The 25,928-nt window shown below is 38.3% G+C and carries 22 protein-coding genes, 1 other RNA gene and 1 pseudogene; 13 read left to right on the top strand and 11 right to left on the bottom strand.

What is annotated here, in order from left to right:
• Nucleotides 1-45: 45 nt before the first annotated feature.
• The 4 genes from AY601_RS06895 to AY601_RS06880 are packed head-to-tail and all read right to left on the bottom strand — an operon-like array spanning nucleotide 46 to nucleotide 2,965.
• Nucleotides 46-672, bottom strand: a complete 627-nt coding sequence (locus tag AY601_RS06895) for a phosphatase PAP2 family protein (RefSeq protein WP_068398368.1) — start codon at nucleotides 670-672, stop codon at nucleotides 46-48.
• Nucleotides 673-675: 3 nt separating this feature from the next.
• Complete coding sequence (locus AY601_RS06890) at nucleotides 676-1,332, bottom strand: DsbA family oxidoreductase (RefSeq protein WP_068398365.1); 657 nt, start codon at nucleotides 1,330-1,332, stop codon at nucleotides 676-678.
• 27 nt (nucleotides 1,333-1,359) lie between these two features.
• Complete coding sequence (locus tag AY601_RS06885) at nucleotides 1,360-1,929, bottom strand: NADPH-dependent FMN reductase (protein ID WP_068398362.1); 570 nt, start codon at nucleotides 1,927-1,929, stop codon at nucleotides 1,360-1,362.
• Nucleotides 1,930-1,939: 10 nt separating this feature from the next.
• Nucleotides 1,940-2,965, bottom strand: a complete 1,026-nt coding sequence (locus AY601_RS06880; protein WP_068398359.1) for an aldose epimerase family protein — start codon at nucleotides 2,963-2,965, stop codon at nucleotides 1,940-1,942.
• 145 nt (nucleotides 2,966-3,110) lie between these two features.
• Between AY601_RS06880 and AY601_RS06875 the strand changes: the two genes are divergently transcribed.
• Entirely contained in the window at nucleotides 3,111-4,262 is a 1,152-nt protein-coding gene (locus tag AY601_RS06875) for a galactokinase (protein WP_068398356.1), read from the top strand.
• Between the two features lie 15 nt (nucleotides 4,263-4,277).
• Nucleotides 4,278-4,808 carry an RNA methyltransferase gene (locus AY601_RS06870; RefSeq protein ID WP_068398353.1) on the top strand — a complete coding sequence of 177 codons (531 nt, stop codon included), beginning with the start codon at nucleotides 4,278-4,280 and terminating at the stop codon, nucleotides 4,806-4,808.
• Nucleotides 4,809-4,866: 58 nt separating this feature from the next.
• Here the strand turns inward: AY601_RS06870 and AY601_RS06865 are convergent, their stop codons facing one another.
• The 3 genes from AY601_RS06865 to gltB all read right to left on the bottom strand — a co-directional run bounded on the left by AY601_RS06865 (nucleotide 4,867) and on the right by gltB (nucleotide 11,575).
• Complete coding sequence (locus AY601_RS06865; protein WP_068398350.1) at nucleotides 4,867-5,394, bottom strand: hypothetical protein; 528 nt, start codon at nucleotides 5,392-5,394, stop codon at nucleotides 4,867-4,869.
• Between the two features lie 200 nt (nucleotides 5,395-5,594).
• Nucleotides 5,595-7,061: a glutamate synthase subunit beta gene (locus AY601_RS06860; RefSeq protein WP_068398347.1), complete on the bottom strand. Its 1,467-nt coding sequence runs from the start codon at nucleotides 7,059-7,061 to the stop codon at nucleotides 5,595-5,597.
• Between the two features lie 2 nt (nucleotides 7,062-7,063).
• The gene (gene gltB, locus AY601_RS06855; RefSeq protein ID WP_068398344.1) at nucleotides 7,064-11,575 is read right to left on the bottom strand and encodes a glutamate synthase large subunit; all 4,512 of its coding nucleotides are present in this window, start codon (nucleotides 11,573-11,575) and stop codon (nucleotides 7,064-7,066) included.
• A 438-nt stretch (nucleotides 11,576-12,013) separates the two neighbouring features.
• Between gltB and ffs the strand changes: the two genes are divergently transcribed.
• Together ffs and fsa are read left to right on the top strand one after the other, a co-directional pair.
• Nucleotides 12,014-12,113, top strand: an RNA gene (ffs, locus tag AY601_RS06850) — signal recognition particle sRNA small type.
• Between the two features lie 103 nt (nucleotides 12,114-12,216).
• Nucleotides 12,217-12,882: a fructose-6-phosphate aldolase gene (fsa, locus tag AY601_RS06845; protein ID WP_068398341.1), complete on the top strand. Its 666-nt coding sequence runs from the start codon at nucleotides 12,217-12,219 to the stop codon at nucleotides 12,880-12,882.
• 150 nt (nucleotides 12,883-13,032) lie between these two features.
• Here the strand turns inward: fsa and AY601_RS06840 are convergent, their stop codons facing one another.
• Together AY601_RS06840 and AY601_RS06835 are read right to left on the bottom strand one after the other, a co-directional pair.
• Nucleotides 13,033-13,530: a D-glycero-alpha-D-manno-heptose-1,7-bisphosphate 7-phosphatase gene (locus tag AY601_RS06840; protein WP_068398338.1), complete on the bottom strand. Its 498-nt coding sequence runs from the start codon at nucleotides 13,528-13,530 to the stop codon at nucleotides 13,033-13,035.
• 60 nt (nucleotides 13,531-13,590) lie between these two features.
• A complete protein-coding gene (locus tag AY601_RS06835; protein WP_068398335.1) occupies nucleotides 13,591-13,824 on the bottom strand; it encodes a hypothetical protein in 234 nt (77 codons plus the stop codon).
• A 457-nt stretch (nucleotides 13,825-14,281) separates the two neighbouring features.
• Between AY601_RS06835 and AY601_RS06830 the strand changes: the two genes are divergently transcribed.
• The 7 genes and pseudogenes from AY601_RS06830 to AY601_RS06805 all read left to right on the top strand — a co-directional run bounded on the left by AY601_RS06830 (nucleotide 14,282) and on the right by AY601_RS06805 (nucleotide 20,130).
• On the top strand, nucleotides 14,282-14,662 hold the full coding sequence (locus AY601_RS06830; RefSeq protein ID WP_068398332.1) for a hypothetical protein: 381 nt from the start codon (nucleotides 14,282-14,284) through the stop codon (nucleotides 14,660-14,662).
• Between the two features lie 300 nt (nucleotides 14,663-14,962).
• The gene (locus tag AY601_RS06825) at nucleotides 14,963-15,439 is read left to right on the top strand and encodes a hypothetical protein (RefSeq protein ID WP_068398329.1); all 477 of its coding nucleotides are present in this window, start codon (nucleotides 14,963-14,965) and stop codon (nucleotides 15,437-15,439) included.
• A gap of 42 nt (nucleotides 15,440-15,481) precedes the next feature.
• Complete coding sequence (locus tag AY601_RS06820) at nucleotides 15,482-16,345, top strand: WGR domain-containing protein (protein WP_068398326.1); 864 nt, start codon at nucleotides 15,482-15,484, stop codon at nucleotides 16,343-16,345.
• Nucleotides 16,346-16,458: 113 nt separating this feature from the next.
• Nucleotides 16,459-16,587, top strand: a pseudogene (locus tag AY601_RS26320) (CatA-like O-acetyltransferase); the annotation flags it as partial.
• Between the two features lie 40 nt (nucleotides 16,588-16,627).
• Nucleotides 16,628-17,293, top strand: a complete 666-nt coding sequence (locus AY601_RS06815; protein ID WP_068398323.1) for an SMI1/KNR4 family protein — start codon at nucleotides 16,628-16,630, stop codon at nucleotides 17,291-17,293.
• Between the two features lie 20 nt (nucleotides 17,294-17,313).
• Nucleotides 17,314-18,672: a hypothetical protein gene (locus AY601_RS06810; RefSeq protein WP_068398319.1), complete on the top strand. Its 1,359-nt coding sequence runs from the start codon at nucleotides 17,314-17,316 to the stop codon at nucleotides 18,670-18,672.
• A gap of 270 nt (nucleotides 18,673-18,942) precedes the next feature.
• Nucleotides 18,943-20,130: a metallophosphoesterase gene (locus tag AY601_RS06805; RefSeq protein WP_068398316.1), complete on the top strand. Its 1,188-nt coding sequence runs from the start codon at nucleotides 18,943-18,945 to the stop codon at nucleotides 20,128-20,130.
• 69 nt (nucleotides 20,131-20,199) lie between these two features.
• Here the strand turns inward: AY601_RS06805 and AY601_RS06800 are convergent, their stop codons facing one another.
• The gene (locus tag AY601_RS06800) at nucleotides 20,200-20,544 is read right to left on the bottom strand and encodes a hypothetical protein (RefSeq protein ID WP_068398313.1); all 345 of its coding nucleotides are present in this window, start codon (nucleotides 20,542-20,544) and stop codon (nucleotides 20,200-20,202) included.
• A gap of 69 nt (nucleotides 20,545-20,613) precedes the next feature.
• Nucleotides 20,614-24,015, bottom strand: a complete 3,402-nt coding sequence (locus AY601_RS06795; protein ID WP_068398309.1) for a glycosyltransferase — start codon at nucleotides 24,013-24,015, stop codon at nucleotides 20,614-20,616.
• A gap of 142 nt (nucleotides 24,016-24,157) precedes the next feature.
• Here AY601_RS06795 and dinB point away from each other — a divergent pair, with 142 nt between their 5' ends.
• Both dinB and AY601_RS06785 read left to right on the top strand, forming a co-directional pair.
• Entirely contained in the window at nucleotides 24,158-25,291 is a 1,134-nt protein-coding gene (gene dinB, locus AY601_RS06790; protein ID WP_232324710.1) for a DNA polymerase IV, read from the top strand.
• Nucleotides 25,292-25,349: 58 nt separating this feature from the next.
• Nucleotides 25,350-25,925 carry a pentapeptide repeat-containing protein gene (locus AY601_RS06785; RefSeq protein ID WP_068398306.1) on the top strand — a complete coding sequence of 192 codons (576 nt, stop codon included), beginning with the start codon at nucleotides 25,350-25,352 and terminating at the stop codon, nucleotides 25,923-25,925.
• Nucleotides 25,926-25,928: the final 3 nt, after the last annotated feature.

Here is a 25,928-nt window from a genome sequence, read left to right as displayed (position 1 = left end):
CAAGCTTAACTCCTGGTAAGCCTGATTAGTATCTGAAGAAAACAGTTAATGTCCGGGTCTTAAAAAGCCCATAGAAAGCGAAGTACCGGTACCAACCAATGCACCTGTTGCTACATCAGAAGGATAATGGACACCCAAATACATTCTGGAATATCCAACAGAAGATGCCCATAAATAAGCAGGCGCAATTACATACCATTTATGATAAACCTGTGTTAAGGCAGTTGCCGTTGTAAAAGCAGAAGAAGTGTGACCAGAAGGAAAGGATGTTTGTCCTGGATGATAAACCGCATTGATTTTAATTTGCCCCAGAAAAGGTCTTGGGCGTTTTACAATTTTTTTAATCACCAGTGTCAATAATAAATTAACAGCAGAACTGCTGGCAATATACATTGCATTCTGCCGGGTTCCTTTATCATTGTCAATTACACCAGCAGTAAATATACCCACAGGAACTGCTACATTAACCAGGTTATTATACCTGGATAAGAACATAAATACATTTGTTTGCGCCGGAGTCCTGTGTTCAGAAAGATCAATCATGATCCGGTTATCAATGCTCTGTATTGGGTTATCAGGAGATAAACCACCCTGAGCAGCTGATTTAAGTGGTATTGCAGCACAAAAAATGAGCTGCAATACCACTATATATTTTTTTAAAAGGCCAGCCATTTTCTAGGATTGCTGCTCCTCTGAGATACGCGTAGTCCAGGCTTGTTCCAATGCGCCTAAAAACGTTGCAGGAGGCTGAGCACCAGAAACTGCTAATTTTTGATTGATAATAAAAAAAGGAACTCCGCTGATACCAATTTGCTGTGCAATCTGTTCGTCTGCACGTACTTCTTCCGTAAAAGTAGTATCCGATAGTAAAGCTTCGATATCAGCCTGATCTAATCCCGCAGCTTTACCTGTTTCAATTAAAATGGTAGAATCATCGATATTTTTCCCTTCCGTGAAGTGTGCAATAAATAATTGTTCTTCAATTTCATTGTCAAGCCCTTTGGTTTTAGCCAATTGAATTAACCTGTGCGCGTTAAAAGAATTCGCAATTACAACCTGATCAAAATCAAACTTTAAACCCACCTCAGCAGCTGCACCCACTACCTGTTTATGCATTTGTACTGACCACTCCCTGGTCTGTCCTTTTTTTTCTGCCAGATGATCATAAGCATTCAATCCTGGCTTGGTTTCTGCATTTGGGTCAAGCTCAAAACTATGCCATTCTACCTCAACTTCATCTTTATGCTCAAACTGTTCCAATGCCAACTCAAACTTCCTCTTTCCTATATAACAAAACGGACAATTAACGTCCGACCAGATATCTACTTTCATTGTATATTCATTTATAAGGTTAACCTTTTATACGTCAGCCTTGATTAATTTTAACCCCTTTGTCCAGCGTACTAATTCTTTTAGCATGACCTGCGCAGCTTTTTCAGAACGCTCATGAGGTACGAAAACATTGTCCTCATTAATCAGTTCCGTGAAGAAAGAAAAATTCACTGCCTCATACAAAGGTACGATTTTAAAAGTGCTAAGGTCATTTTTCAATGCATTAGCGGCTCTTGTACCAGCAGAAATACCACCATAACTCACTATCCCGGCTGCTTTGTAATTCCATTCTTTATATAGATACTCCAATGCATTTCTTAAAGGCGAAGGATATCCAAAATCATATTCACCAGTTACAAATATGAAAGCATCAGCTTCTTCAATTTTGGCACTCCATTGTTTGGTATGCTCATGCTCATATTTCTGCATTGAAGGATGATTGACTTCATCCATTAAAGGCAAGTTTAATAAACCTAAGTCTATCAATTCAACCTCAAAAGCACCCGTTTTTTTGGCTATTTCAGTAATCCACTCTGCCACTAAAGGCCCTTTTCTACCTGGTCTTACCGTAGCACTAATGATTTTCAACTGCTCCATGATCTCTTATTTAGGTATGACTTACTTTGAAAATTGTCGTTTGTGCATAAGTCTGTCCAGGACGTAAAATTGTAGTTGGAAATTCCGGAACATTCACACTATTCGGATAATGCTGTGTCTCTATACAAAAAGCACTATATGGTCCATATGCCCTTCCCCCTTTACCAGTAGCCGTATTTAAATACTTAGCAGTGTAAAAATGAGCAACAGGTTCTGTGGTATAAACTTCAAGCTTTAATCCTGAAGATGTTTCCGTAGTTTCCGACGCCAATCCTAACTCACCGTAAGGTTTATCCAGCACAAAACTCTGATCGTAACCCTCCGCTGCATCCCAATCCTGTCCAATAGTCTTACCACCCAGAAAATCATGGCGCGTACCTGTTACAGGAACCAGTGCACCGGTAACTACATAATCCTTATCCTGTGCTAAATAATTACCAGCAGGGATTCTTAAATAATGATCAGCTATATTTTCTCCATTTTTATTTAAATTGAAATATGTATGATGTGTCAAATTAAGGGCCGTAGGTGCATCAGTAACCGCTTTGTAATCAAGGATTAATTCATTAGCGTCAGACAGTTTAAACGTAAGCTGGACGGTAAGTTTACCGGGAAAACCTTCTTCCCCATCCGGGCTTACATACTGAAGTGTTAAACTCGGATCTACCGTAGGTAAAATGTCCCAAACCTTTTTGTCGAAACCAATTAAACCGCCATGAAGACTTTGTGCCATTTCATAGTCTACTCCGTCAATGCTATATTTCCCATCTTTAATCCGGTTAGAATAACGCCCTACAACTACACCAAGATAAGGGTAATCGTTAGACACATAGTCTTCGTTCAGATAGCCATCAATATCATCAAAACCTAATACAATATCCTGTTGCTCTCCTATCGCATTCTGTACAATAAACTCACTTACAATAGCTCCGTAGTTATATATTTTCACCTTGCTTCCAAGACTGTTGGTCAACTCTACCGCGAAGATTTCTTTGCCATCAATAAATCGCCCGGTGCTAATTTGATTTTCTTTCATAAAACGTATATTAGTCGATATTTACAATAACAATACTACAAATAATACCAGCAAATTTTAAACCCGGATGAACATTTAATCAGTTTAAATTTGTTTTTTGACGAGTAGCTGTTGTTCCATTGTTCAACCAAACCACGAAACAATAATGAAATCTGAACTATCCAATAAATTCTTTGATACCTACGGCCAGCAACCGGCCGCAACTTATTTTACTCCTGGCCGCGTAAATCTGATCGGTGAACACATTGATTACAATGGAGGTTTAGTATTACCCTGCGCTATTACGCTCGGTACATGGCTTTGTCTTGCACCAAATAATGACCAGGTAATCCGTTTTAAAAGTATGAACTTCCCGGAAGAAGCTGTCATCCCTTTAAAATCTGCTTATGAAAAAGAAGGCACAGGATGGTATAATTATCCACTCGGAGTTTTCAATGAAATTCTTAAAAACTTTCAAATCCCGGTAGGTTTCGACCTTTTATATGCTGGTAATATTCCAGTTGGATCCGGATTATCATCTTCAGCTTCCATAGAAGTTGTAACTGCTTATGCAATTACCGCTTATCTTGGCCTGGATTATGATCGTTTAGCATTAGTAAAGCTCGCTCAGAAAGTAGAAAATGAGTTTATTGGTGTAAACAGTGGTATTATGGATCAATTTGCCGTTGCTTTCGGGGAAAAAGATAAGGCAATTGTACTGAATTGTGACACCCTGAAATATAAAATTGTGGACTGTAATCTTGGAGACCATGTCTTAACCATCATCAATACCAATAAACCAAGAGAACTCGCAGAATCTAAATACAATGAAAGAGTAGCTGAATGTCAGGCTGCACTTCAAGCCCTGAATCAGGAAATCACGCTTAACAATCTATGTGAACTGACTGCTGATAAATTTGCGCTGCACAGCCATTTGATTAAAGATGAGACTATCCTGAAGCGTGCCACTCACGTTATTAAAGAAAATGACCGCGTAAATCTTGCCGCAAAAGCATTAAATAATGGCGACCTGGATGAATTTGGCCGGTTAATGTATGCTTCACACCAATCATTGAAAGACCTGTACGAAGTTACCGGTAAAGAACTGGATACTGTAGTAGAATTCTGTGCGGCTTATCCTGAAGTTACAGGGGCAAGAATGACCGGAGCTGGTTTTGGTGGTTGCGCAATAGCGCTGCTGAAAAAAGATGCAGAAGCAGATTTCAGAGAAAAACTGACCGCTTACTATACAGAACACATTGGTTATGCGCCAACTATATATATCAGTGAAATTGGCAATGGAGCTACCACAATTTAATTCTATTTTTGCGCCATGCAGAAATTAAAGACAGCTGAATTAAACCGTGTAGGTATAGAGGAATTTAAAGAACAGGATAAACTACCGGTAGTTGTGATACTGGATAATGTGCGCAGCATGAATAATGTGGGGTCTGCTTTTAGAACAGCAGATGGTTTTGCTATAGAGAAAATTATTCTTTGTGGGATTACTGCACAGCCTCCGCACCGTGAGATTGAGAAAACAGCCATTGGCGCAACACAATCTGTAGCCTGGGTACATTATGAAGAAACCCTGGATGCAATTAAAGAGCTAAGAGCAGATGGTTATGAAATTATAGCCATTGAACAAGCCGTAGACAGTATTATGCTGAACACTTTTAAACCAGACCAGTCTAAAAAATATGCATTGATCTTTGGGAATGAAGTGAACGGGGTCAGCGATGAAGTAATGGGGCAAATTGATAAATGTATTGAAATACCTCAGTTTGGCACTAAACATTCTTTTAATATCGTGATCTCTGCCGGAATTGTGTTATGGGATTTTTATGCCAAGCTAAGATTATAACTTAATCAGCAGTTCACCAAAATTGGTGAACTGCTGATTAAGTTATAATCTTAGCTGTTTAATTTGATTTTAAGATGGAGACAATCTTGATTCCGTTAAAACAATCATCCTGACAGCCGTTATTCACATATCCGCAGGTAGAAATCATTCCATTATTGTTCGCTTCAAAATAAGTTTCAGCATCTTTTCTTTTTAATAACCATTCAGTCTTTGCTTTCTGATAAACATCATCCAAAGTTAAAGTAGCTGCGCCAGCAGAATGTGTATTCAGTTTGACCTGCTCTTCCTGCCATTCTTCCTTTACAATAGGCTGAGAAACTGGTTTTTCTCCGGGTATTTTGTATACATAAGAGCGATTAGTGACTTTACCATCTTTTACAGTAATCACAGTTTCAGAACTAGTACCAGTCCATGATCCTGAGCTGACCTTATAGCTATAAGAATTATTGGATGACTTTTTGAAGCTCATCCAGGAGTCATGACTCCGGTCATAATCATTTTTATGATCTATACTTTTCTTACAGGAAATGAAGACGGTTATAGCTGTAAGCAGTAATAATAAGAGGAGTGCGTAATTTCTTTTCATAACATTAAATAGAGAATAAAATAATCACCAGTACACTAATATAGAAATAAAGATTAATCATTAACCTATTAATTTAATTACAATTAAAAAGCCGCCCATGAATATGGAACGGCTCTTCGTTTTGGTTAGTAATAGTTATTATTGTTTTGTCCTTGGTTTATTATTTAGTTTAAGTTGATCTTAAATTCTCAGGTTAAATATTATGCGTAAGGAATACCGTCCTTAGTAGGTAATCTGCTTGATCCCATCAGGTACTCATCGACTTTTCTTGCCGCTTCTCTACCCTCTGATATTGCCCAAACTACTAGAGATTGTCCTCTTCTCATATCACCAGCCGTAAAAATCTTGGCGATATTGGTTTGATACTTACCTTCTTCAGCTTTTACATTGCCTCTGTTATCCAGCTCAACGCCTAATTTCTCCAGCAGTCCTTCTTTCTGAGGATATAAGAAACCCATTGCCAATAAAACCAGCTGACAAGGTAACTCACGTACTGTACCCTCAATTTCTTTAAAATTTACAGGACGTCCGACTGCATCAATTTCCCATTCCACATCTACAACCTGCAAAGCCTTCAATGCGCCATTTTCATCCGCAATAAAAGCCTTTGTATTTACCCCCCATGCTCTGTTGCAACCTTCCTCATGAGAACTGGTTACTTTCAATAACATCGGATAAGAAGGCCATGGCATATTCTCGGTACGGCTCTGAGCAGGCATAGGCATAATCTCAAACTGAGTTACAGACTTTGCCCCCTGGCGATTTGAAGTTCCGATACAATCAGAACCTGTATCACCACCACCAATTACAATCACATCCTTTCCGGTAGCCAGGATCTGCTCCTGATCAATACTGAAATTACGTACTCTTTTATTTTGTTGCTTTAAGAAATCCATAGCATAATGAACTCCTTTAGCCGATCTGCCAGTCACGTTCAAATCACGCGGGATAGTAGAACCACCAGCCAAAACAATTGACTGATACTCTCTCAGCAAAGTATTCAGCTCAACATTCACACCAACATTGGCATTACACTTGAACTCAATTCCCTCCTTCTCCATCAGGCTGATCCTTCTGGTCACAACGTCCTTCTGTAATTTAAAATCAGGAATACCATAATTTAATAAACCACCAGGAGTGTCGTCACGTTCATAAACGACCACTTCATGTCCGGCTTTATTCAATTGTGCAGCAGCTGCTAAACCAGCAGGGCCAGAACCAATTACCGCTACTTTTTTACCGCTGCGGATCAATGGCGGTTCTGCTTTAATATATCCCTTATTGAAAGCAATTTCAATAATATGTTTTTCTATATCTTCAATAGAAACAGGAGATTTGTTAATTCCCAATACACAAGCAGACTCGCAAGGCGCAGGACAAATCCTTCCCGTAAACTCAGGGAAATTATTGGTACTCAATAAAATATTGGCTGCTATCTCCCACTCCGCTTTATATACTGCTTCGTTAAACTCAGGGATTACATTTCCCAGCGGACAACCCGACTGACAAAATGGTACGCCGCAATCCATACAACGTGCAGCCTCTTGTTTGACCTGATCCTGCTCAAACGCGACAACAAATTCATTATAATGTTTTAAACGCTCTTTTGCATCTTGCTTTACAGGAGCAGTTCTCTCATACTCTAAAAATCCGGTTACTTTTCCCATAATTATGATGTCTTAACTTTATTACTTCTTTTCAATAAAACCGCTTTGTACTCTTTAGGGAATACTTTAACAAAATGCGCAGATTGTGTTGCCCAATCACTTAATATGAATTCAGCTAATCTGCTTTTTGTCAATTGGATATGTTTTCTTAACAAACTGTTAATCCGCAATTCATCTTCCTCATTTAAAGGATCAAGATCTACCATTTCCTTATTGCATTTGTTAGGAAAATCTCCATTCACATCGTAAATCCAGGCTACCCCTCCGCTCATACCAGCTGCAAAATTGCTGCCCGTATTTCCAAGAACAAGTACCTCACCACCAGTCATATACTCACAACCATGATCTCCTAAACCTTCCACTACAGCTGTAGCTCCAGAATTTCTAACGGCAAAACGTTCACCGGCCAGACCTCTGACAAACAGTTCGCCAGAAGTCGCACCATATAAAGCCACATTACCAATAATGATATTCTGTTCTGGCACATAGGTTACTTCACGGAACGGATAGATCGATAAACGTGCTCCCGATAGCCCCTTACCTACATAATCATTTCCTTCCCCTTCTAATTCAAGCGAGATTCCTCTTGCCGCAAAAGCACCAAAACTCTGCCCCGCAGAACCATGGAATTTAAAATTGATCGTATCAGGAGGCAATCCTACTCCTTTATAAATTTTAGACACTTCATTTGATAACATGGTACCCAATGCGCGGTCCGTATTTTTAACCTCAAACTCTTTGAAAACAGGTTCTTTATTTAATAAAGCAGGTTGAGAAGCTGCAATCAGTTCATGATCCAGTACATTGCTGATTCCATGATCTTGTGATTCAGTTTGGAATAAACTCAAACCATTGTCAGGTGCCTTATATAAAATTGCAGAAAGATCAAGATTCTTTAATTTCCAGTCAGCATCATCAATCGCACGTAAACTCAAAGCATCAGCCTGACCAACCATTTCTTCCACAGTTCTGAAACCTAATTCAGCCATAGTTTCCCGAAGCTCTTCAGCCAGGAAGTGGAAAAGATTAACCACATGATCAGCATCACCCGTAAACAGTTTTCTCAAATCAGGATCCTGTGTAGCAACCCCAACCGGACAAGTATTTAAATGACACTTTCTCATCATAATACAACCCGAAGTTACTAAAGCAGCCGTAGCTACCCCCCATTCTTCTGCACCTAATAAAGTCGCTATAGCAATATCTTTACCCGTTTTTAACTGACCATCAGTCTGTAAAACAACCCTGCTGCGCAAGCGGTTTTTAACTAAAGTCTGATGCGCTTCAGCCAAACCCAATTCCCAAGGTAAACCAGCATGCTGTATAGAAGTAAGCGGTGAAGCCCCTGTACCACCATCAAAACCAGAAACCAGGATCACATCAGCATGTGCTTTCGCCACCCCAGCTGCAATAGTACCTACGCCAGCTTTAGAAACCAATTTAACATTGATCCTTGCCGCTCTGTTGGCATTCTTAAGGTCAAAAATCAATTGCGCTAAATCTTCAATAGAATAAATATCATGGTGCGGAGGCGGAGAAATCAAACCTACACCAGGTGTCGCATGACGGACTTTTGCAATCCAGTCATCCACCTTATGACCAGGTAATTGACCACCTTCACCAGGTTTCGCTCCCTGGGCCATTTTAATTTGTAATTCATCTGCATTAGTCAGGTAATTACTGGTTACCCCAAACCTTGCCGAAGCAATCTGCTTGATCGCAGAACGCATAGAATCACCATTTGGCAAGACTTCATACCTTAATTCATCCTCGCCACCTTCACCAGTATTACTCTTTCCGCCAATGCGGTTCATCGCAATCGCTAAAGTGGAGTGTGCTTCATGAGAAATAGATCCAAAAGACATCGCTCCGGTAGCAAAACGTTTTAATATAGCTTCAACAGGTTCAACCTCAGTCAATGAAACAGGCGCACGGTTATAGTTGAATTCAAATAAACCGCGGATCGTATAGGCCTGCTTAGTTTGCTCATTAACCAGTTTACTATACTGCTTATAAACATTATAATCATTTTTACGGGTTGCATTCTGTAATAAATGGATCGTCTGCGGATTAAACAAATGCTGCTCCCCTTTTCTTCTCCATTTATAATTTCCACCAGTAGGCAGCAACATATCAGGACGCGTAGATTTACCAAATACACGGCTATGTTTAATCAAAGCCTCTCTGGCAATATCATCCAATCCTAATCCACCGATTCTTGATACAGCGCCGCTGAAATAGCTATCAACTACACTTTTGTGGATACCTAATATCTCAAATATCTGTGCACCATGGTAAGATTGTAATGTTGAAATCCCCATTTTTGAGAAAATCTTCAACAAACCACTATTCACAGCATATATATAATTCTGAATTAGTTTTTCTGGTTTAAGATCACTTTCCTGGTCAAAGCCTGAAATCGTTTCCAAAGCCAGATAAGGATTGACAGCAGTTGCACCAAAGCCAATTAAACAAGCAAAATGGTGAACTTCCCAAACATCCCCAGCCTCAACCACAATACCTACAGCGCCACGATGCCCCTTACGGATCAAATGGTGATGCACCGCAGATACAGCCATCAGTGAAGGAATTGCAGCATGTTCTGAATCCAATGCACGATCAGATAAAACAATCACCTGGAAACCATCTTCAACCGCATCAACCGCATAACGGCATAAACGCTCTAAGCCCTTAGCCAGAGAACCTGGTTTACCATCCGCCCTGAAATAAGTTTGTAGTGTCTTAGACTGGAATACCCCAGTATCAATACTTCTTACTTTCTCTAACTCCAGATTCGTTAATATCGGATGTTTAATACCCACACAATGGCATTGCATGGCATGTTCCTCTAATAAATTACCATTATTACCCATAAACCCGGCAAGGCTCATGACCACTTTTTCCCTGATCGGGTCAATCGGTGGATTCGTTACCTGTGCAAACAATTGTTTAAAGTAAGAAGACAAGTGCTGTGGTTTCTGTGATAAAACAGCTAAAGGAATATCAGTACCCATCGATCCTATCGGTTCTTTCGCCTCAATAGCCATTGGCTTTAAGATCAGATCAATATCTTCTCTGCTATAACCAAATACCTGGTGATATTTAAATATAGACTCTTGAGATAAACCTGTAAATACCACTCTTGGATCAGATAATTCCTCTAAACGGATCTGGTATTGATTTAACCAATCCGCATAAGGACGGCGGCTGCAAACCTCAGTTTTGATTTCATCATCACTGATAATCCTGCCCTGCTCCATATCTACCACGAACATTTTTCCTGGTGTCAACCTTCCTTTTTCAATGATCTGGCTTTGATCTAAAGCCAATACACCCGACTCAGAAGCCATAATTACGCGGTCATCTTTAGTGATCGCATATCTTGACGGTCTTAATCCATTTCTATCTAAAGTTGCCCCAATTAAATTACCATCTGTAAATGCAATGGCTGCAGGCCCATCCCAAGGCTCCATCAGAGTTGCATGGAATTTATAAAAAGCCTGTTTAAGCTCATCCATGTCGTCATTTCCATCCCAAGCCTCAGGGATCAGCATCATTAATACATGTGGCAGAGAACGGCCCGCATGCAGTAATAACTCGATAATATTATCCAAACAACCAGAGTCAGATTGTGTCTCATCAATTACTGGTAACAGAATGTTTAATTCTTCGGCAGTAAAATAACTAGAGGCGAAAGATTTTACACTGGCACGGAACCAGTTTAAATTGCCTTGTAAAGTATTGATTTCACCATTGTGGGCAATGTAACGGAAAGGTTGTGCCAATCTCCACGAAGGAAAAGTGTTCGTTGCAAATCTTGAATGGACTAAGCCAAACGCAGAAACAACTCTTTTGTCGCTTAACTCTGTAAAATAAGTGCGAACCTGCATGGAAGTCAGCTGACCTTTGTAAACTATAGTACGAGAAGAAAAAGAAGCGATATAAAAATCAGCTTTAATTCCTTTAACTGTATTCAGAATAGTTTTAGTCAGGTAATTTTTGAATACATATAGTTTACGTTCAAAGTCAGCACCGGCAGCGATCTGGTCAGGTCTCGCTACAAATACTTGCTCCATTTCAGGCTCTACAGATAAAGCCATATCTCCAATACCTTCTGTATTGGTATTTACTTTTCTAAACCCTAATACTTCCAGGTCTAATTTTTCGGCAGCACGGTAAATCACTTCCCGGCATTCCTCGCGCGCTCTCACATCCTTTGGGAGAAATAACATCCCAACGCCATAGTCGCCAGATTGATTTAAGCTAAATCCAATTTTAAGGCACTCGTCATATAAAAACTCATGTGGAACCTGTATCATAATCCCGGCACCATCACCAGTATTAATTTCAGCACCGCATGCACCCCGATGGTCGAGATTTTCTAAGATTGTAATAGCATCTGAAATTATTTGTTGTGACTTCCTTCCCTTTACGTGGGCAACAAAACCAATACCGCAAGCATCATGCTCAAAGCTTGAATTGTATAAGCCCTGATTTTCTTCTATTTGTTCCATATCTTAATGTATTCGAAACACTAAGATAATAATTTAACGGAATAATTGCCATTTTGACATTTTTTTTGCGAAAAATAAATAACAGCATAATTTGAAGCTGGTTAGTTTACGAACTTGGCAATAAAAAGATATAATTATTACCAAGTTAATAAACGTGTTATTTAGAATTATTTTGCATTAGTGCGCTTAATCTGATTAGTAATCATCAGTTTTCAGACAAAACCTTCCTGTTTATTCCGTTTGTTAGCGGGAAAAAGAGCGGAAATTTAGGTTCTCAGCCCAATTTTCAAGGTTATTTCACTAAATATGGATATAAATGAAATTTTTATTCAAATACAATCCCTTAAAATTCAATCTATTATCAGTTTTTCAATAAAAAACATCAATTATTTCTTGATTTCGTTTTTGTAGACTGAACTCTTTTGCTACATTTGCAGTGGGCAAGTCCTTTACGATCAGCTCCCTTTGAACTCCCCCAGGGCGGGAACGAAGCAAGGGTAGAAGGTTGTAGCGGTGCGATAAAGGTTGCTTGCCCATTTTTTATTTTTTAGCAGATTGACTATGCTTTCATTGCACAATCTTCCGTCCAAAGCATACGCTAAATTTATCCATAGTTTATTTTTCCTTAAATCATATAAATCATGAAATTTTTCATTGACACAGCTAATCTTGAGCAAATCAAAGAAGCACAAGATCTTGGTGTATTAGATGGTGTAACGACCAATCCGAGCCTTATGGCTAAAGAAGGTATTTCAGGCGATCAGAACGTTATCGATCATTACAAAGCAATTTGTGCGATCGTTGACGGAGACGTGAGTGCTGAAGTTATCTCTACAGATTTTGAAAATATTATTAAAGAAGGCGAAGCTTTAGCTAAACTTGATCCAAAAATCGTAGTTAAAGTTCCGATGATTAAAGACGGTGTTAAAGCCATCAAATATTTCTCTTCAAAAGGGATCAGAACAAACTGTACATTGATTTTCTCCTCAGGACAAGCTTTATTAGCTGCTAAAGCAGGTGCTACTTACGTATCTCCCTTCCTTGGCCGTTTAGATGATATAGGTACTGACGGTTTACAATTAATCGAAGATATCCGTTTAATTTTTGATAACTACGGTTATGCAACTGAAATTCTTGCTGCTTCTATCCGTGGACCATTACACATTATCAACTGTGCTAAATTAGGTGCAGATGTAATGACTGGCCCATTGTCAGCTATTTTAGGTTTATTAAAACACCCATTAACTGACAGCGGATTAGCTACATTCCTTGCTGATCACAAAAAAGCAGCTGAAGCTAAGGCATAAGTTGTCGTTTAATATATAAAAAGAAATAAAGAAAGGCAAAAATGCCGCTTCATTTAAGAGGCGGCATTTTTGCCTTTTTCTTTTATAATTATAGAACCCCTAGCAGCAAGCAGTAAGCAGTAACTAGTAAAGGTAGAAGCCCCTAAACCCCTATTCCCCCTCCAAAACAGCCTTTACTTTTTCATAATCAATCTGTTCATCAGGTTCAATCAATATACCCTTCACCCCTGCTCCGTTTGCAGCTTCCACATCTCTTGGTTTATCACCAATCATGACTGACAATGCGGGATCAATATTATATTCTGCAATAGCTTCAAGTAACATTCCAGACTTAGGCTTGCGGCATTCACACTCCCCATTTACGGTTGGGTGATGCGGGCAATAATAAGCATGAATAATCTCAGCGCCCAACTCTTCAAACTTGTTGAACAATATTTCGTGCATTTCTGCCAATGTATCTTCCGTATAACGCTGCAGGGCAATTCCTCCCTGGTTGGTAATGATTACTAAAAGATAACCTTCGTCAAATAATCTTTTTAAAGGAGGAATCTGATATTCCAGTACTTCAAAATCTTCTACCCGGCAGATGTAATCATTCCGCTCATGATTAAGGACCCCATCACGGTCTAAAAAAATTGCTTTATTCATTATTTTTGATTTGCTGCCAAAGATCAAAATATAAATGAAAAACCAATGATGATTTGTGAATTATAGTGTATTTACCGCAGGGATTTCTCCATATTTCTTTAAATAACGAAATCCGGTAACTGCAGAATCACAAAGATCATCCACTTTTGTATCAGGATTCTCAGTTATTAATTTTTCACAAAATGCGATGTACTTATTCATTACTGTTCGCGACTCACCGTCTTTTACGGCATTGTTGGCTTCTAAACCGCTACTAAATACAAGGTCGTATTTTTCTCTGTTAAATATATCCATACTCAAATGTAATTAACCTTTAATGAGAAAACAAATTAAATTTATGTTACTTTTGTTCATCTTGTAGTTAAATAATGTAAACATGATTAGGTTTAAACAACTGTTGTTCATTAAAATACCCTTTTCCACGACATATTGTCTTTTTCAAGGAACAAATGATTTAATCTTTCAATAATTAATTTTAATATCAAATTAAACCAACTCACTGTTCTACAGTCATAAGTGTAATATAAAATAACACAAACAATAATAGGCCTGCGATCTAACAACACACCACATAGAATGCAACAACACACCCAAATAGTAAAAGTCCGGCAGTATATCGCCGGATTTTTCATTTTTACCCTTTCCCTATTTTCGCTATTGCTTTAACTGTTGAGTGTCAGCTACAAATCAGCTTACGAAAGATTATTTTGAGTTAACAAACCCGCGGTGTAATTATAGATATATTAGTACTATGAAACAGCTAAGTATTAAACATATCACGAATTTACATAGCGACTCCTTAAGGGGCCTGGACTTTTATGCACAGGAACTTGGAATCTTGCAAGAAAGACTGGAAGAGATCCTTGCCGACAATACCAATAAAGAGGTAGCAGTGCAAGTTGAACATTTTCAGAATGAATTTATCATCCATAATAATGCAATTGATGAGCTGAAAAGCAGTATTCACGAGAATAATAACAACATCAAAGATCAGATCAGCGAGTTTGATGGTTCAGTAGAGAAAATCACGATTTCAGACAATCACAATTTACATGAAGACTATCTGACAGAAGAAAGACTTTTCAATGAACTGAGGCATGAGTTTTATCGCTTTGCCTCAAAATGGATGTAATTTTTTAAGTTATGAATAAGATCAAAAATCTTATTCATAACTTTTATTGAAATTAAGAATATCTATAAATTCATCAGATTGAATAACTGTAAAAGCAAATAGCTGCTACACCCATAGTTTGTTAATTTAACGGTGACGGGCATTTCATAGTCTACGCAAATGCCAGTGAAATTATAAAAGTCATCACTGCTCAATATTGATTCAACACTGCATTTTCCAATCCACATCGCAATTCTCTTTATCGAAATATATTATATTTGATATATTAGCAATATCATATAAAGCAATGTAATTAGATTTATGAAGAAATACGACGATGCTTCCTGGCATTATGGTGGTGATTTTCCTCCTGGCCTTCCGCAAATCAATGGCGCAACGCATATTGGAATATTCCTGACCTGGTTCATCGAAAATAACTTATTATCAGGAGAGCAACTTGAAGACTTTGAGGATGATATCCAAAATGTAAAAAACAGGACACTGACAGGAAGTGAATATCTAATGCGCAATTGTGATGGTAAATTAACCAGCAATGACCTGAATAAAACGGGTAATGAATTCGCTAAAGCATACTATGAAGACGGAACAAAATTTGCTAAAGCCTACAAGGATTATTTAGGCGATTATGCACGGCTCCTCAATATCAGGGTCGTGAATAACCTGCTTGACCAGGATACTTTATATAGAATTGAAAATTCATGGAACAATTATGATTTACTCAAAACGAGGATTGATGAGCGATTCGAGCAATGGAAAGAATTTAAAAAAAAGAAATAGTCTTTTTAGACCAGTATTTACAACAGCCCCAATTGACAAGCTATGACCAGAAGATTTATAAACCAGGACAATAACTCTAATAAATTTTGGAATATAACCTCAGAAAATAACACTCAAACCATAACCTATGGTAAAGTAGGAACCAAAGGTCGTGAACTGCTCAAAGAATTTAGCTCAGCGGCAGAATGTGAGGCAGAAACAGCTAAATTAATTGCACAGAAAACCAAATCAGGTTATGTGGAGCTGAATGATAACGCCGATATTCCAGTTAAAGAAGAACTTTCAGAAGATGAAGTAGCAGAGCTGTTCTTTTGGGAATCTATCCGGAAATCAAATAAATATAGAAACGCGAACTGGCAAGATTATGATCCTGACGAACATATAGAGAATCTGGTAGAATTACTCTCCAAAAGCGGAAAACAGCGGCTTATCTTATTTGAGAAATGTATGCAGGAAAAACTTCATGAACTCTATACCGCAGAAATTGCTGAGCTTTATGTGATTCTGGATAATGATTTTGAAACAAAAAATGGCGTAATTACCTTTGAAGATTCTTTTTCTGGCGATGGATTTATTTACTTCAGATGCTGGTTGCTTTTAAAAGGGAAAGAATTCTTCGAAGGATTAAAAAAAGATATCAATACATTTTTATCACCTGATTTTGACTTTTGTATTGGCAATGACTGGGCAGAGGGGTTACTGTATGTAGCCGATGAAGCTTATGGTATTAATCACGATAATGAGGATGAATCAGAAATCAGAGACGCGGTTTCCGAATTATATCCTGATGTAGTACATTATGATGATTCCGAAGAAATGAATAGAGAAACCGAAAGCGGTGCGGGATATCATAAACGCTATCCTAAACTAGTTGAAGAAATAGTCGCTATCAGAAAACCATCATAGATACGTTTGGATAAATATGCAAGCCGTTTTTAATCCTGTAGATCTGGAAACCTGGATCAGAAAGCCTTACTTAGATTATTACTATCAAACAATAAAGGTTTGGCAAGTACTACACTGGAAATGGAAAGACGCTGATTCCCCTTTCAGTTTTTGTAAATCATGCAGTCGCCGATGGATATCATACTTGTAAACTTGTGAATGATATTCAGGATATAGCAAATAATATTAAAGACTGGATATAAACAAAGCTTTAAGCCGGAATAGATAGGTAAAACAGACGAAATGGATGAACAAATAGAAAGGATTAAAAGCAAACTGAGTCAGTTAAAAGAACTTGATTCCGAATTTAAACAGTTTGGTGCCAAAAATCATAAGTATATATTAAATCCACCGCTTACACTTAGTCAGGTCAATCAATTTGAGACTGAGTATCAGGTAAGCTTACCACAAGAATACGTTACTTTCTTAACCACACTTGGAAACGGTGGAGCAGGCCCATTTCATGGCCTAAATACTTTAATAGACAGCAGGATCATGTATTTCGATGATTCAGAGCTAGCTCAGCATAGTTATTTTGAACTTTCAAAGCCATTTCCCTATACCGAAAGCTGGAACGTTGAAAAAGAACTTGCTGAGATAGATGAAAAAATAGAGCAGGCTTATGAAAATGGAGATGAAGCATTGGAAGAACAACTGCTGGCAGAAAAATCAGCACTGATTGATCTTCCACAGAATGATTATGGCAGGTTAAATATTTCAGATTATGGATGTGGAATTACGATCAGCCTGATTATCACTGGTGAAGAAAAAGGCAACATCTGGACAGACGACCGTGTCAATGATGGCGGTATTTATTCATATGCAGAACTTGAAAATACCGGGAAAATTTCCTTTTTGAACTGGTATGAACTATGGCTGGACCATACAATTAAAGAATCAGCAATATAAACCACAAGTGCTTTTCGAAAATGAATAACTTCCATTTTACAACATTCAAAGAACTCCTGACTATTGATCACTTTGCTAAATCATGGGAGAGCATTTTTCCTTCTCAGGGAGAAGAATTTGACGAGGAAGCTATTTTTATTGTCAGCAATGGTGATGTTGATTTTCCAGAACATTTAAGGCTGGATATTGACCTGGGCTGGAAAAGCAATAATAAAAACTGGATTAAACAGTTCCCTGGTCTACAAATTCAGCAATCTGATGAAATTGTAGAAGGCATAATCATTTTTGGAAGCCTATCCGTAAAAGGATCGATCCTTAATGAAGAAGGTGATTATGGCGCATTTTTATACGTATCTGGTCAGGTAACCTGTCAAAGTTTTGTTGCTGGTGGATCTACGATATATATTAAAGAAGACATTACCATTGCAGAAGTTTTCATCAGTCATTACAACCATGGGTATTTCAAATGTGATGCAACCATAACCTCTCCAGTACTGATTATTAATGATCATTATACCCACTTGAACAATTACAAAGCCAATTTATTCTATTACAATGATAAAACCGGAGAATACCCATTAGAAAACGCCTGTTACGAAGATGAAGAAACCGGTGAAGACTGGTTATGTTCTCCCAACTTAACAAAGCTCTTAGACAATCCTACCCCTACCTTTGAAGAATTGATATTCGATCTGAATGAAGGCGAGTACGTCCTCAGTACATCAACTCAATTACCAACTAAAGATGAAGCTTACTGGTTACAAAAAGCGGTTAGCTACTGGGGCAATTTAAAACGTATTCCAGAAGCCATTAAAACAGCATACTTCTTTAAAAAAGTATGCGAAAAATACGGAGCCTTTTGCTTCCCTTATTTTTCGGATACCTTTTTAACCCAAAGCATTTGTGAGCAGGAAATAGAAAAGAAAGGTACTAATCTTAAATATATTCCAGCACATCTGATTACTAAAGATCTTTGTTATAAAGCTGCAAAACATGAAACAAATATATCCTCTATCCCATCCGTATACCTGGATAAAACACTAATCAAAGAAATTATCCATTACAACGACTCAGAAATGGATAACGTACCTGAACAATTCATCACAGAAGAATTATTAATAGACTACGTGAAACTGGGACGTGGATTATGGTTAGATAAATATTGTGAGATAGCAAACGTTTCTAAAATTACAGTACTTTTAAAAGCGTTGGACTCAGGAATTGAATACATAGAACAAATCTGGGGCTTTCATTTCCGTCAGGAAGTCTATGATTATGCCAAAAAACTATATGATCACAAGCAATATGAATCAGCCTGGAATAATTACGCAGCTAAATTCCAGAAGAAAATTGACAGGCTCACAAAGTACAGCTCATGACCTTTAATCCTTCAATTAATTTTTCCTTATTCAAAGAACCATAACCAAGTCAGATATAATCTGAAGATTGATTATTTAGGTAAAAACTACCAGGTTGCACAACTTGAACACCTCTAAGTTTGAGTAAAGCTATGTATTGGGTGTCCATTCCTGAAAAAACTTACAGTTTTTGATTACTAAAAAATAAGCTCACCTACTTTACCAGATGTGCTTGACAATTTTAGCATTCGGTGCCTGAGACCAGGAATTTATTTATATTTATCGCATATTATGAAAAGAAAAATCAGTCTCCTCCCTTTTGTACTTTTTGCCATTTTTATCTTCCTGCTAAACTGGTATGTACTTTCGGGTTTATTAATTATAAGCACATCCAGCCTCACTACCCCATTATTCTGCTTGTTTATTATAGCAGCTATTGGTGCGCTCTTTCTGGCGATCAGAAGAATGAGTGCCCATGGCATGGATCTGTTCTTCAAAGTCTCCAGTCACTTGTTACTCACACTTTTTGCTGCCGAAGTTGTGGTATCACTTTTCCTGTTCGCTGGTGATGTACCTCGTATTTTTACCGGCACAGGAAGAAATATTTATTGGGTAGATTTATCTTTCCTGATGTTCCTGTTGACAATTGTCCTGTTCATTTACGGAATGATCTTCGGGAAATACAATTATCAGGTCATCAATCATGTCCTTTATTTCGACGAACTGCCAGATAAATTTGACGGGTTTAAACTTGCGCAAATCTCTGACGTGCATGCCGGGAGCTTCAACAATCCAGCTGCCGTACAGCGGGGGATCAATTTAATCAATGCACAAAAAGCTGATTTATTTGTTTTCACAGGTGATCTGGTAAACAATAAAGCAGAAGAAATTAAACCATGGATCAGCTATTTTTCGCAAATCAAAGCGCCATATGGTCAATTCTCCATTTTAGGGAACCATGATTATGGCGATTATATCAAATGGGAAAATGACCTTGAAAAAGCGAAAAACCTGCAGCAATTAAAAGCTTATCATCAGGAGTTGGGTTTTAACTTATTGCTGGACAACCATGTCGAAATTAAAAAAGAAGAACAGCACATCATACTCGCGGGGGTAGAAAACTGGGGACTTGGTTTTGGTGAAAGAGGTGATTTACCAAAAGCACTGGCTGGAACCGGCAACAGCGAATTTAAAATCTTATTATCCCATGATCCGAGTCACTGGGAAGAGCAAGTTAAAGTCTTTAGCAATAAAATCCATTTAACGCTTGCTGGTCATACCCATGGAATGCAGTTTGGCCTGGAAGCATTTGGGATTAAATGGAGCCCTGTTAAATATCGCTATGCACATTGGGCAGGTATTAAATCAGAAAATGGCAGGGTATTAAATATTAACCGCGGTTTTGGTTTCCTTGGCTTTTCAGGAAGAATAGGTATCTGGCCGGAAATTACGGTAATTGAATTGAAGAAAACAGTATAATACCGTATTAAAAAAGGCTGCTTATCATATTGGTGTGAACCCAAAAGATCAGCAGCCTTTTTGCGTTATTTATTTTGCGTCCTGCGCGTAGATGTAAATTTTACTGTTTCTTACTGGCTGACCTTTAATAGCCAGGTATTCGCCTTTATTATCTCTCAGCATTTTAATGACGAATGGATCATCGCCCTTAGCTCCAAGATCAAAAGCAATCTTAAGCCTGTCGATATGCGTATCAGCATTCACTTTCCATTTTCTATCCTGATACATAAAGTATGCAAAAATTACGCGGGTATCTCCTTTAGTTTTTCCATCTAATCTCACAAAGATTGGATTCTCTTTTTTTAAAGGTTCAACAGCTTTTACATAGAATTCATTAAAATCTGCAAATATTTGTTTTGCGTTATCGTTAGTCATATTATTATTCTTTCGTATTGTGTATGTTAATGTATATTATTAATTGTTTTAAGTAGTGTAAATAAGCCGCTAAGACTGCTCTTTTACATTACCGGTACGTTTTAGAACTCCCCAGCCTTCCAGCTCTCCTTTCAACGCTTTACGGACCGATCTGAACAAGACCAGGTACATCAGTTGTCTCCAGTAAAAACGTTGCGGGATGATATAAATCAGTTTCTTATAAGACTCTTTCTCCATTCTGAATGCGATTCCTGCAAAGAACAAATCTACCAGGATAAACACGCAATAGAAGAAAAATACCTGTCCAAAACCATTATCAAGGCTTAGTAAGCTGCCCATACCTTCTAAAGTAAGTGAATTTACGGAAGATAAAGAAAACAGCCCTGTGATAATAGAAAGCACCATAAAGAAATCTGCCAGTGGAGAAAATAATGGAAGTATAATTTGATAGATCAGGATATTAGGCATCCCAACCATTCCAAAATAGCCATATTTCTTATTCAGGAGTGTTTTCCTGTTTTTCCAGAAACTTTGCATTACCCCAAAACTCCATCGCAACCTTTGTTTCAACAGCATATCCACCGTTTCAGGCGCTTCAGTATAAGCAATTGCCGTATCGCAATTTTTCACGATATAACCAGCTCTTAAAATACGCATTGTTAAATCACAGTCTTCTGCAAGCGTATCAGTTGTAAAACCACCAACTTCCTGGATCACTTGTTTTCTGAAAGCCCCAATCGCCCCTGGTACTACAGTAATGGTATTTAAAATATCAAATGCCCTTCTGTCCATGTTCTGCGCAGTGATGTACTCAATAGACTGCCAGTTTGTAATCAGGTTAATCTTATTACCAACCTTTACCGTACCTGCTACTGCAGCAATATCCTCGTCATAAAAATAACGCATCAATTCAGTAATTGCATCAGTTTTCAGCTGTGTATCCGCATCAATACAGATTACAAAATCACCTTCAGCAAGCGCAATACCAAAGTTCAAAGCAGAAGCTTTACCCCCATTTGGCTTAGTATATATTTTAATGTTTGACAGGTGGCTGAAATGTTCTTTAACCAGTTCCACAGTACGATCTGAAGACCCATCATCTACAAAGATAAACTCCGCATCAGGATAGGTTGTTTTCAGCAGACTGTTTAAAGTTTGTACTACAGTTATCTCTTCATTATAGGCAGGGATGATAATACTCACTTTCATCGCAGGGTCTTTCAATAAAAGCAGGCTGTCCTTTTTGCTTGCTATTTTCTGTTTAACAGCTAGAATAGCAATAAAAACACTTCTCAGCATGGCCAGGATAATGGCCATGATAAAGATGTAGTTCAAAATCAGTGTTCCGTAAGAAAACACATTCAGGAACAATGTATTTCCAGAAGTGACAAAACCAATTCCACCTGAATTAACAACCGGCGGCATCAGCTCATCTTTTTTCTTACCAATCAGGTTTCCGATCGTTACGAATTCATAACCTTTATCTTTGAAATGTTTAATAATTCTTGGTAAAGCTGCTACAGTTGCTGAACGGTTACCACCAGCATCATGCAACAGCAACACATTCCCGTTATCCTGGTATTTCACAACAGCATTAAAAATTTCATCCGCAGTAATTCCCGGACGCCAATCCTGAGGGTCAATAGACTCTCCGATGTTGATATAATTCTGATCCCTGCTCTGTGCCACCGGAAGAATCTCTGCCGAAGTTGAAGGCTCTGCATCCGCATTAAACGGAGGCCTGAACAGAATTGTACTATGCCCGGTTACAGACTCAATTAGCTTTCTTGTTGCATTCAACTCAAAATTTACTCTTTCCGGCCCTACTTTAGACATATCGGGATGGAAGAAAGTATGGTTACCAATTTCATAACCCAGGTTAAATTCTTTCAGTAAAAGGCCCATATTCTGCTCGGCCATAATCCCAACCACAAAGAAACTGCCTGGTACCTTTTCTTTTTGCAAGATATCAATGATCTGAGGCGTATAAACCGGATCAGGCCCATCATCAAAAGTCAATACAATTTTCTTCTCTGCATGCCCATATCTGCGAATGGTATATTTTGTAGGCAGGTCCACATAAGCCTGATCTGCAATCACAAAATTCTGGGTATCCAATTTCACATCAATCTTACCCTGTTTAGGTACAGAGACTAAATCCAGCACTTCACCTTCACCAGAATAATCGATTCTATCATTTAATCCAATGTGGGTCAATCTTTTGATATCTATTCCACTTTTTCTTACCGAATCAATACTCAGATCTTTAGAAATGAAAGACCACAACCTTGGATCTTCAGCACCCAAACGCCAGATTGCGATACCCGCAACATCCCAGTCATCAGCTTTTCTGATCAGGTTAAAATTCGTTGCAGCATCTGTAAAAAACACCTGGTGATGTAAACCCGATTCATCTGTGTAACTATAGTTCAGATTCGCTGAAATTGGATTATACTTAATTTTCCCACCATATCTGCTTGCATTGGCAATGGCCTGCTGATAAGTAACATTTTTTCCAACATCCTGATCCGGCCAATCATAGCCATAACAAGCAAGCGCAAGAATAACTTTTTCAGAAGAAATCTTCTCGCATATTTTATCCAGCTGCTCTTCTACCCACTGCTGATGCGAAACATCACCAGCATTACTGCTTTCGCTATGCTGATCATAAGCCATCACAAAAATATAATCATTGTATGCTGATAAGGTCTGCAGATTATAATTATCATTGTCCGGAGTAATATCCTGTGTAACGATCAGGTTCTGTGCATGCAGCTGATTATACAGGTTCTTTTGGAATGCAGCCAGCGGTGCGTCAGACTTTTCCTTGATTTCTTCAAAGTCAATATTTACACCATGAAAACCGTATTTCTTTAAGGATTTAATCAGGTTAGCAATAAACCGGTTCTGCAATGGCTTATTTTGCAACAACTTGTGAATTGCATTTCCATCAAAACGATCTTTACTAAAATTAGAAACCATCGCAATGGCCACCTTTTTATGTTTGTTGATGACTTGCATCGCCTCCACGTTCACCTGATCAATTAAAGTATCAGCACCGTTCTTGATAAAGAAAGATTCTGTGACTACCATATCCAGCTGTTTGATGTGATCTTTTAAATCAGTCAGTGACTGCGGATCCCAGTTCACATAAAAACCAGCATTGATCCTTGCCTTGTTATTCGGGTGTTTAAGCCTGTTTAGTTTTTGGTGCTCCTGTATCTGCAGCAGCTTCTTTTTAGAAATTTTGAAATCCGAATACCTTTGTGATTTTTTAATCTGCTCAATCTGTTTCTTGCTTAAAGTGGCGGTACTAGTGATAATAGGCAAATTGGGATAATGATTAGATAACAATGTATAAGCTACGCAAGCGGATGCAATAATAAATACAATAAGGAACATCCTGGTTACCCATTGAAAAGTTATCCATCTGCTTTTCTTTGTGGTTTGAAAAATTTGTTTTCCGGGCATTTGAGAAATAAATAATTATTATTCAAGATCAAACCATAGCCGTCTCCTGCTTGAGGCAGAGAGAAATATTGAGTGTGCTATAATTAAAAAAATCCTAATATTGGTCAAATATAAGGAGAATTTGACAAAAAAACCGGAGATAATGGGGAGATTTACCGAACCAGAATTAACGATGTCAGATCCAGTAGAAAAAACACTTCAGCGAAAAATTATTCATATAGATATGGACGCATTTTATGCGACCGTAGAGCAGCGTGATTTCCCTGAATACAGAGGCAAACCAATTGTGGTAGGCGGTTCTCCTGATGGACGTGGTGTCGTTGCAACAGCAAGTTATGAAGCGCGCGAATTTGGCATCCATTCGGCCATGTCATCCCGAAAAGCGATACAGCTATGTCCGCATGCCATATTCGTATACCCCAGATTTGATGCTTATAAAAGCGTATCAGTGCGTATCAGGGAAATATTCAGGCGTTATACAGATTTGATTGAGCCGCTTTCGCTGGATGAAGCTTTTCTGGATGTCACTACTGACAAGTTAAATATCGGCTCTGCACTGGAAATTGCAAAACAAATAAAGGATGCGATTAAAAATGAGCTTAACCTTTCTGCTTCAGCGGGGGTTTCCAGCAATAAATTTATAGCCAAAATTGCTTCAGACATGAATAAGCCGGATGGGCTCACCTTTATTGGCCCTTCCAAGATCAACACTTTTATGGAAAAACTGCCCGTAGAAAAGTTCTTCGGTGTGGGTAAAGTAACAGCGGATAAGATGAAGAAAATGGGCCTGTATACTGGAGCTGATCTTAAAAAGCTGTCTGAACAGGAACTCATCCGGAAATTCGGCAAAACTGGCAAATTCTATTATAAGATAGTGCGGGGTATTGATGACCGTCCGGTACAACCACATCGCTTAACTAAATCGCTGAGTGTCGAAGATACCTTTGGGAAAGACCTGATTTCTACAGAAGAACTGGTGGCCGAATTAGAATTGATTGCCGAAAAAGTGGCAGAAAGATTGGAAAAGAACAGGCTAAAGGGGAAAACACTAACCCTTAAAATCAAATTTGATGATTTTAAACAGCTCACCAGAAACACCTCATTTTCTGCAGGGGTAGCCGATTATGCAACAATTCTTACTGCAGCCAAAGAGCTGCTGCTGAAAGTAGAAACTGATGACCGGAAAATCCGCTTGCTGGGTATTACCCTAAGTAATTTCGGAACATCCATTAACCCGGGCAAGTTTACAGACCCAGATCAACTGGAATTATTTTAGCTTTCGCAGCTAATGTCTTAATTTGCGAAAGCATTCAAACAAAGAGAAAACCAACCATATGGCCACATTATTCATAGAAGAAAAAACATTTGACAAAGTAGACTTCACCAAAAATCCATTGGAAAAAGGTGAATATGAATACTGTACTTTCAAAAACTGTGACTTCTCCAATGCCGACCTTTCTGGTTTCGTCTTTCTGGAATGTGAATTTTCAGGCTGCAACCTGAGCCTGGCCAAACTATCGAAAACAGCTTTGAGGGGAATCAGATTTAAAGACAGTAAACTCTTAGGTTTAATTTTTGACAGTTGTAATGAATTTGGGCTGGAACTTACTTTTAACAGCTGCACTTTAGATCATTGTTCTTTTTACCAGGTAAAACTTAAAAAGACAACATTTAAAGACTCCAGGATTCATCAGGCAGATTTTACGGAAGCCGATCTGGGAGGCGCTGTTTTTGACAATTGCGACTTGTACAGCACAACATTCGAAAATACTATACTGGAAAAAGCCGATTTTACCAGTGCTTATAATTATACATTTGACCCTGAACTGAACAGGATCAAAAAAGCCAAATTCTCTATCGCAGGGATAGCCGGTCTTTTAGCCAAATATGATATTGATATCAAAGGATAACAA

It is taken from the genome of Pedobacter cryoconitis (assembly GCF_001590605.1).
GTDB lineage: Bacteria > Bacteroidota > Bacteroidia > Sphingobacteriales > Sphingobacteriaceae > Pedobacter > Pedobacter cryoconitis_A.
Note: the sequence above shows the minus strand (reverse complement) of the source record. Positions and strands in the feature narration are given on the sequence as shown.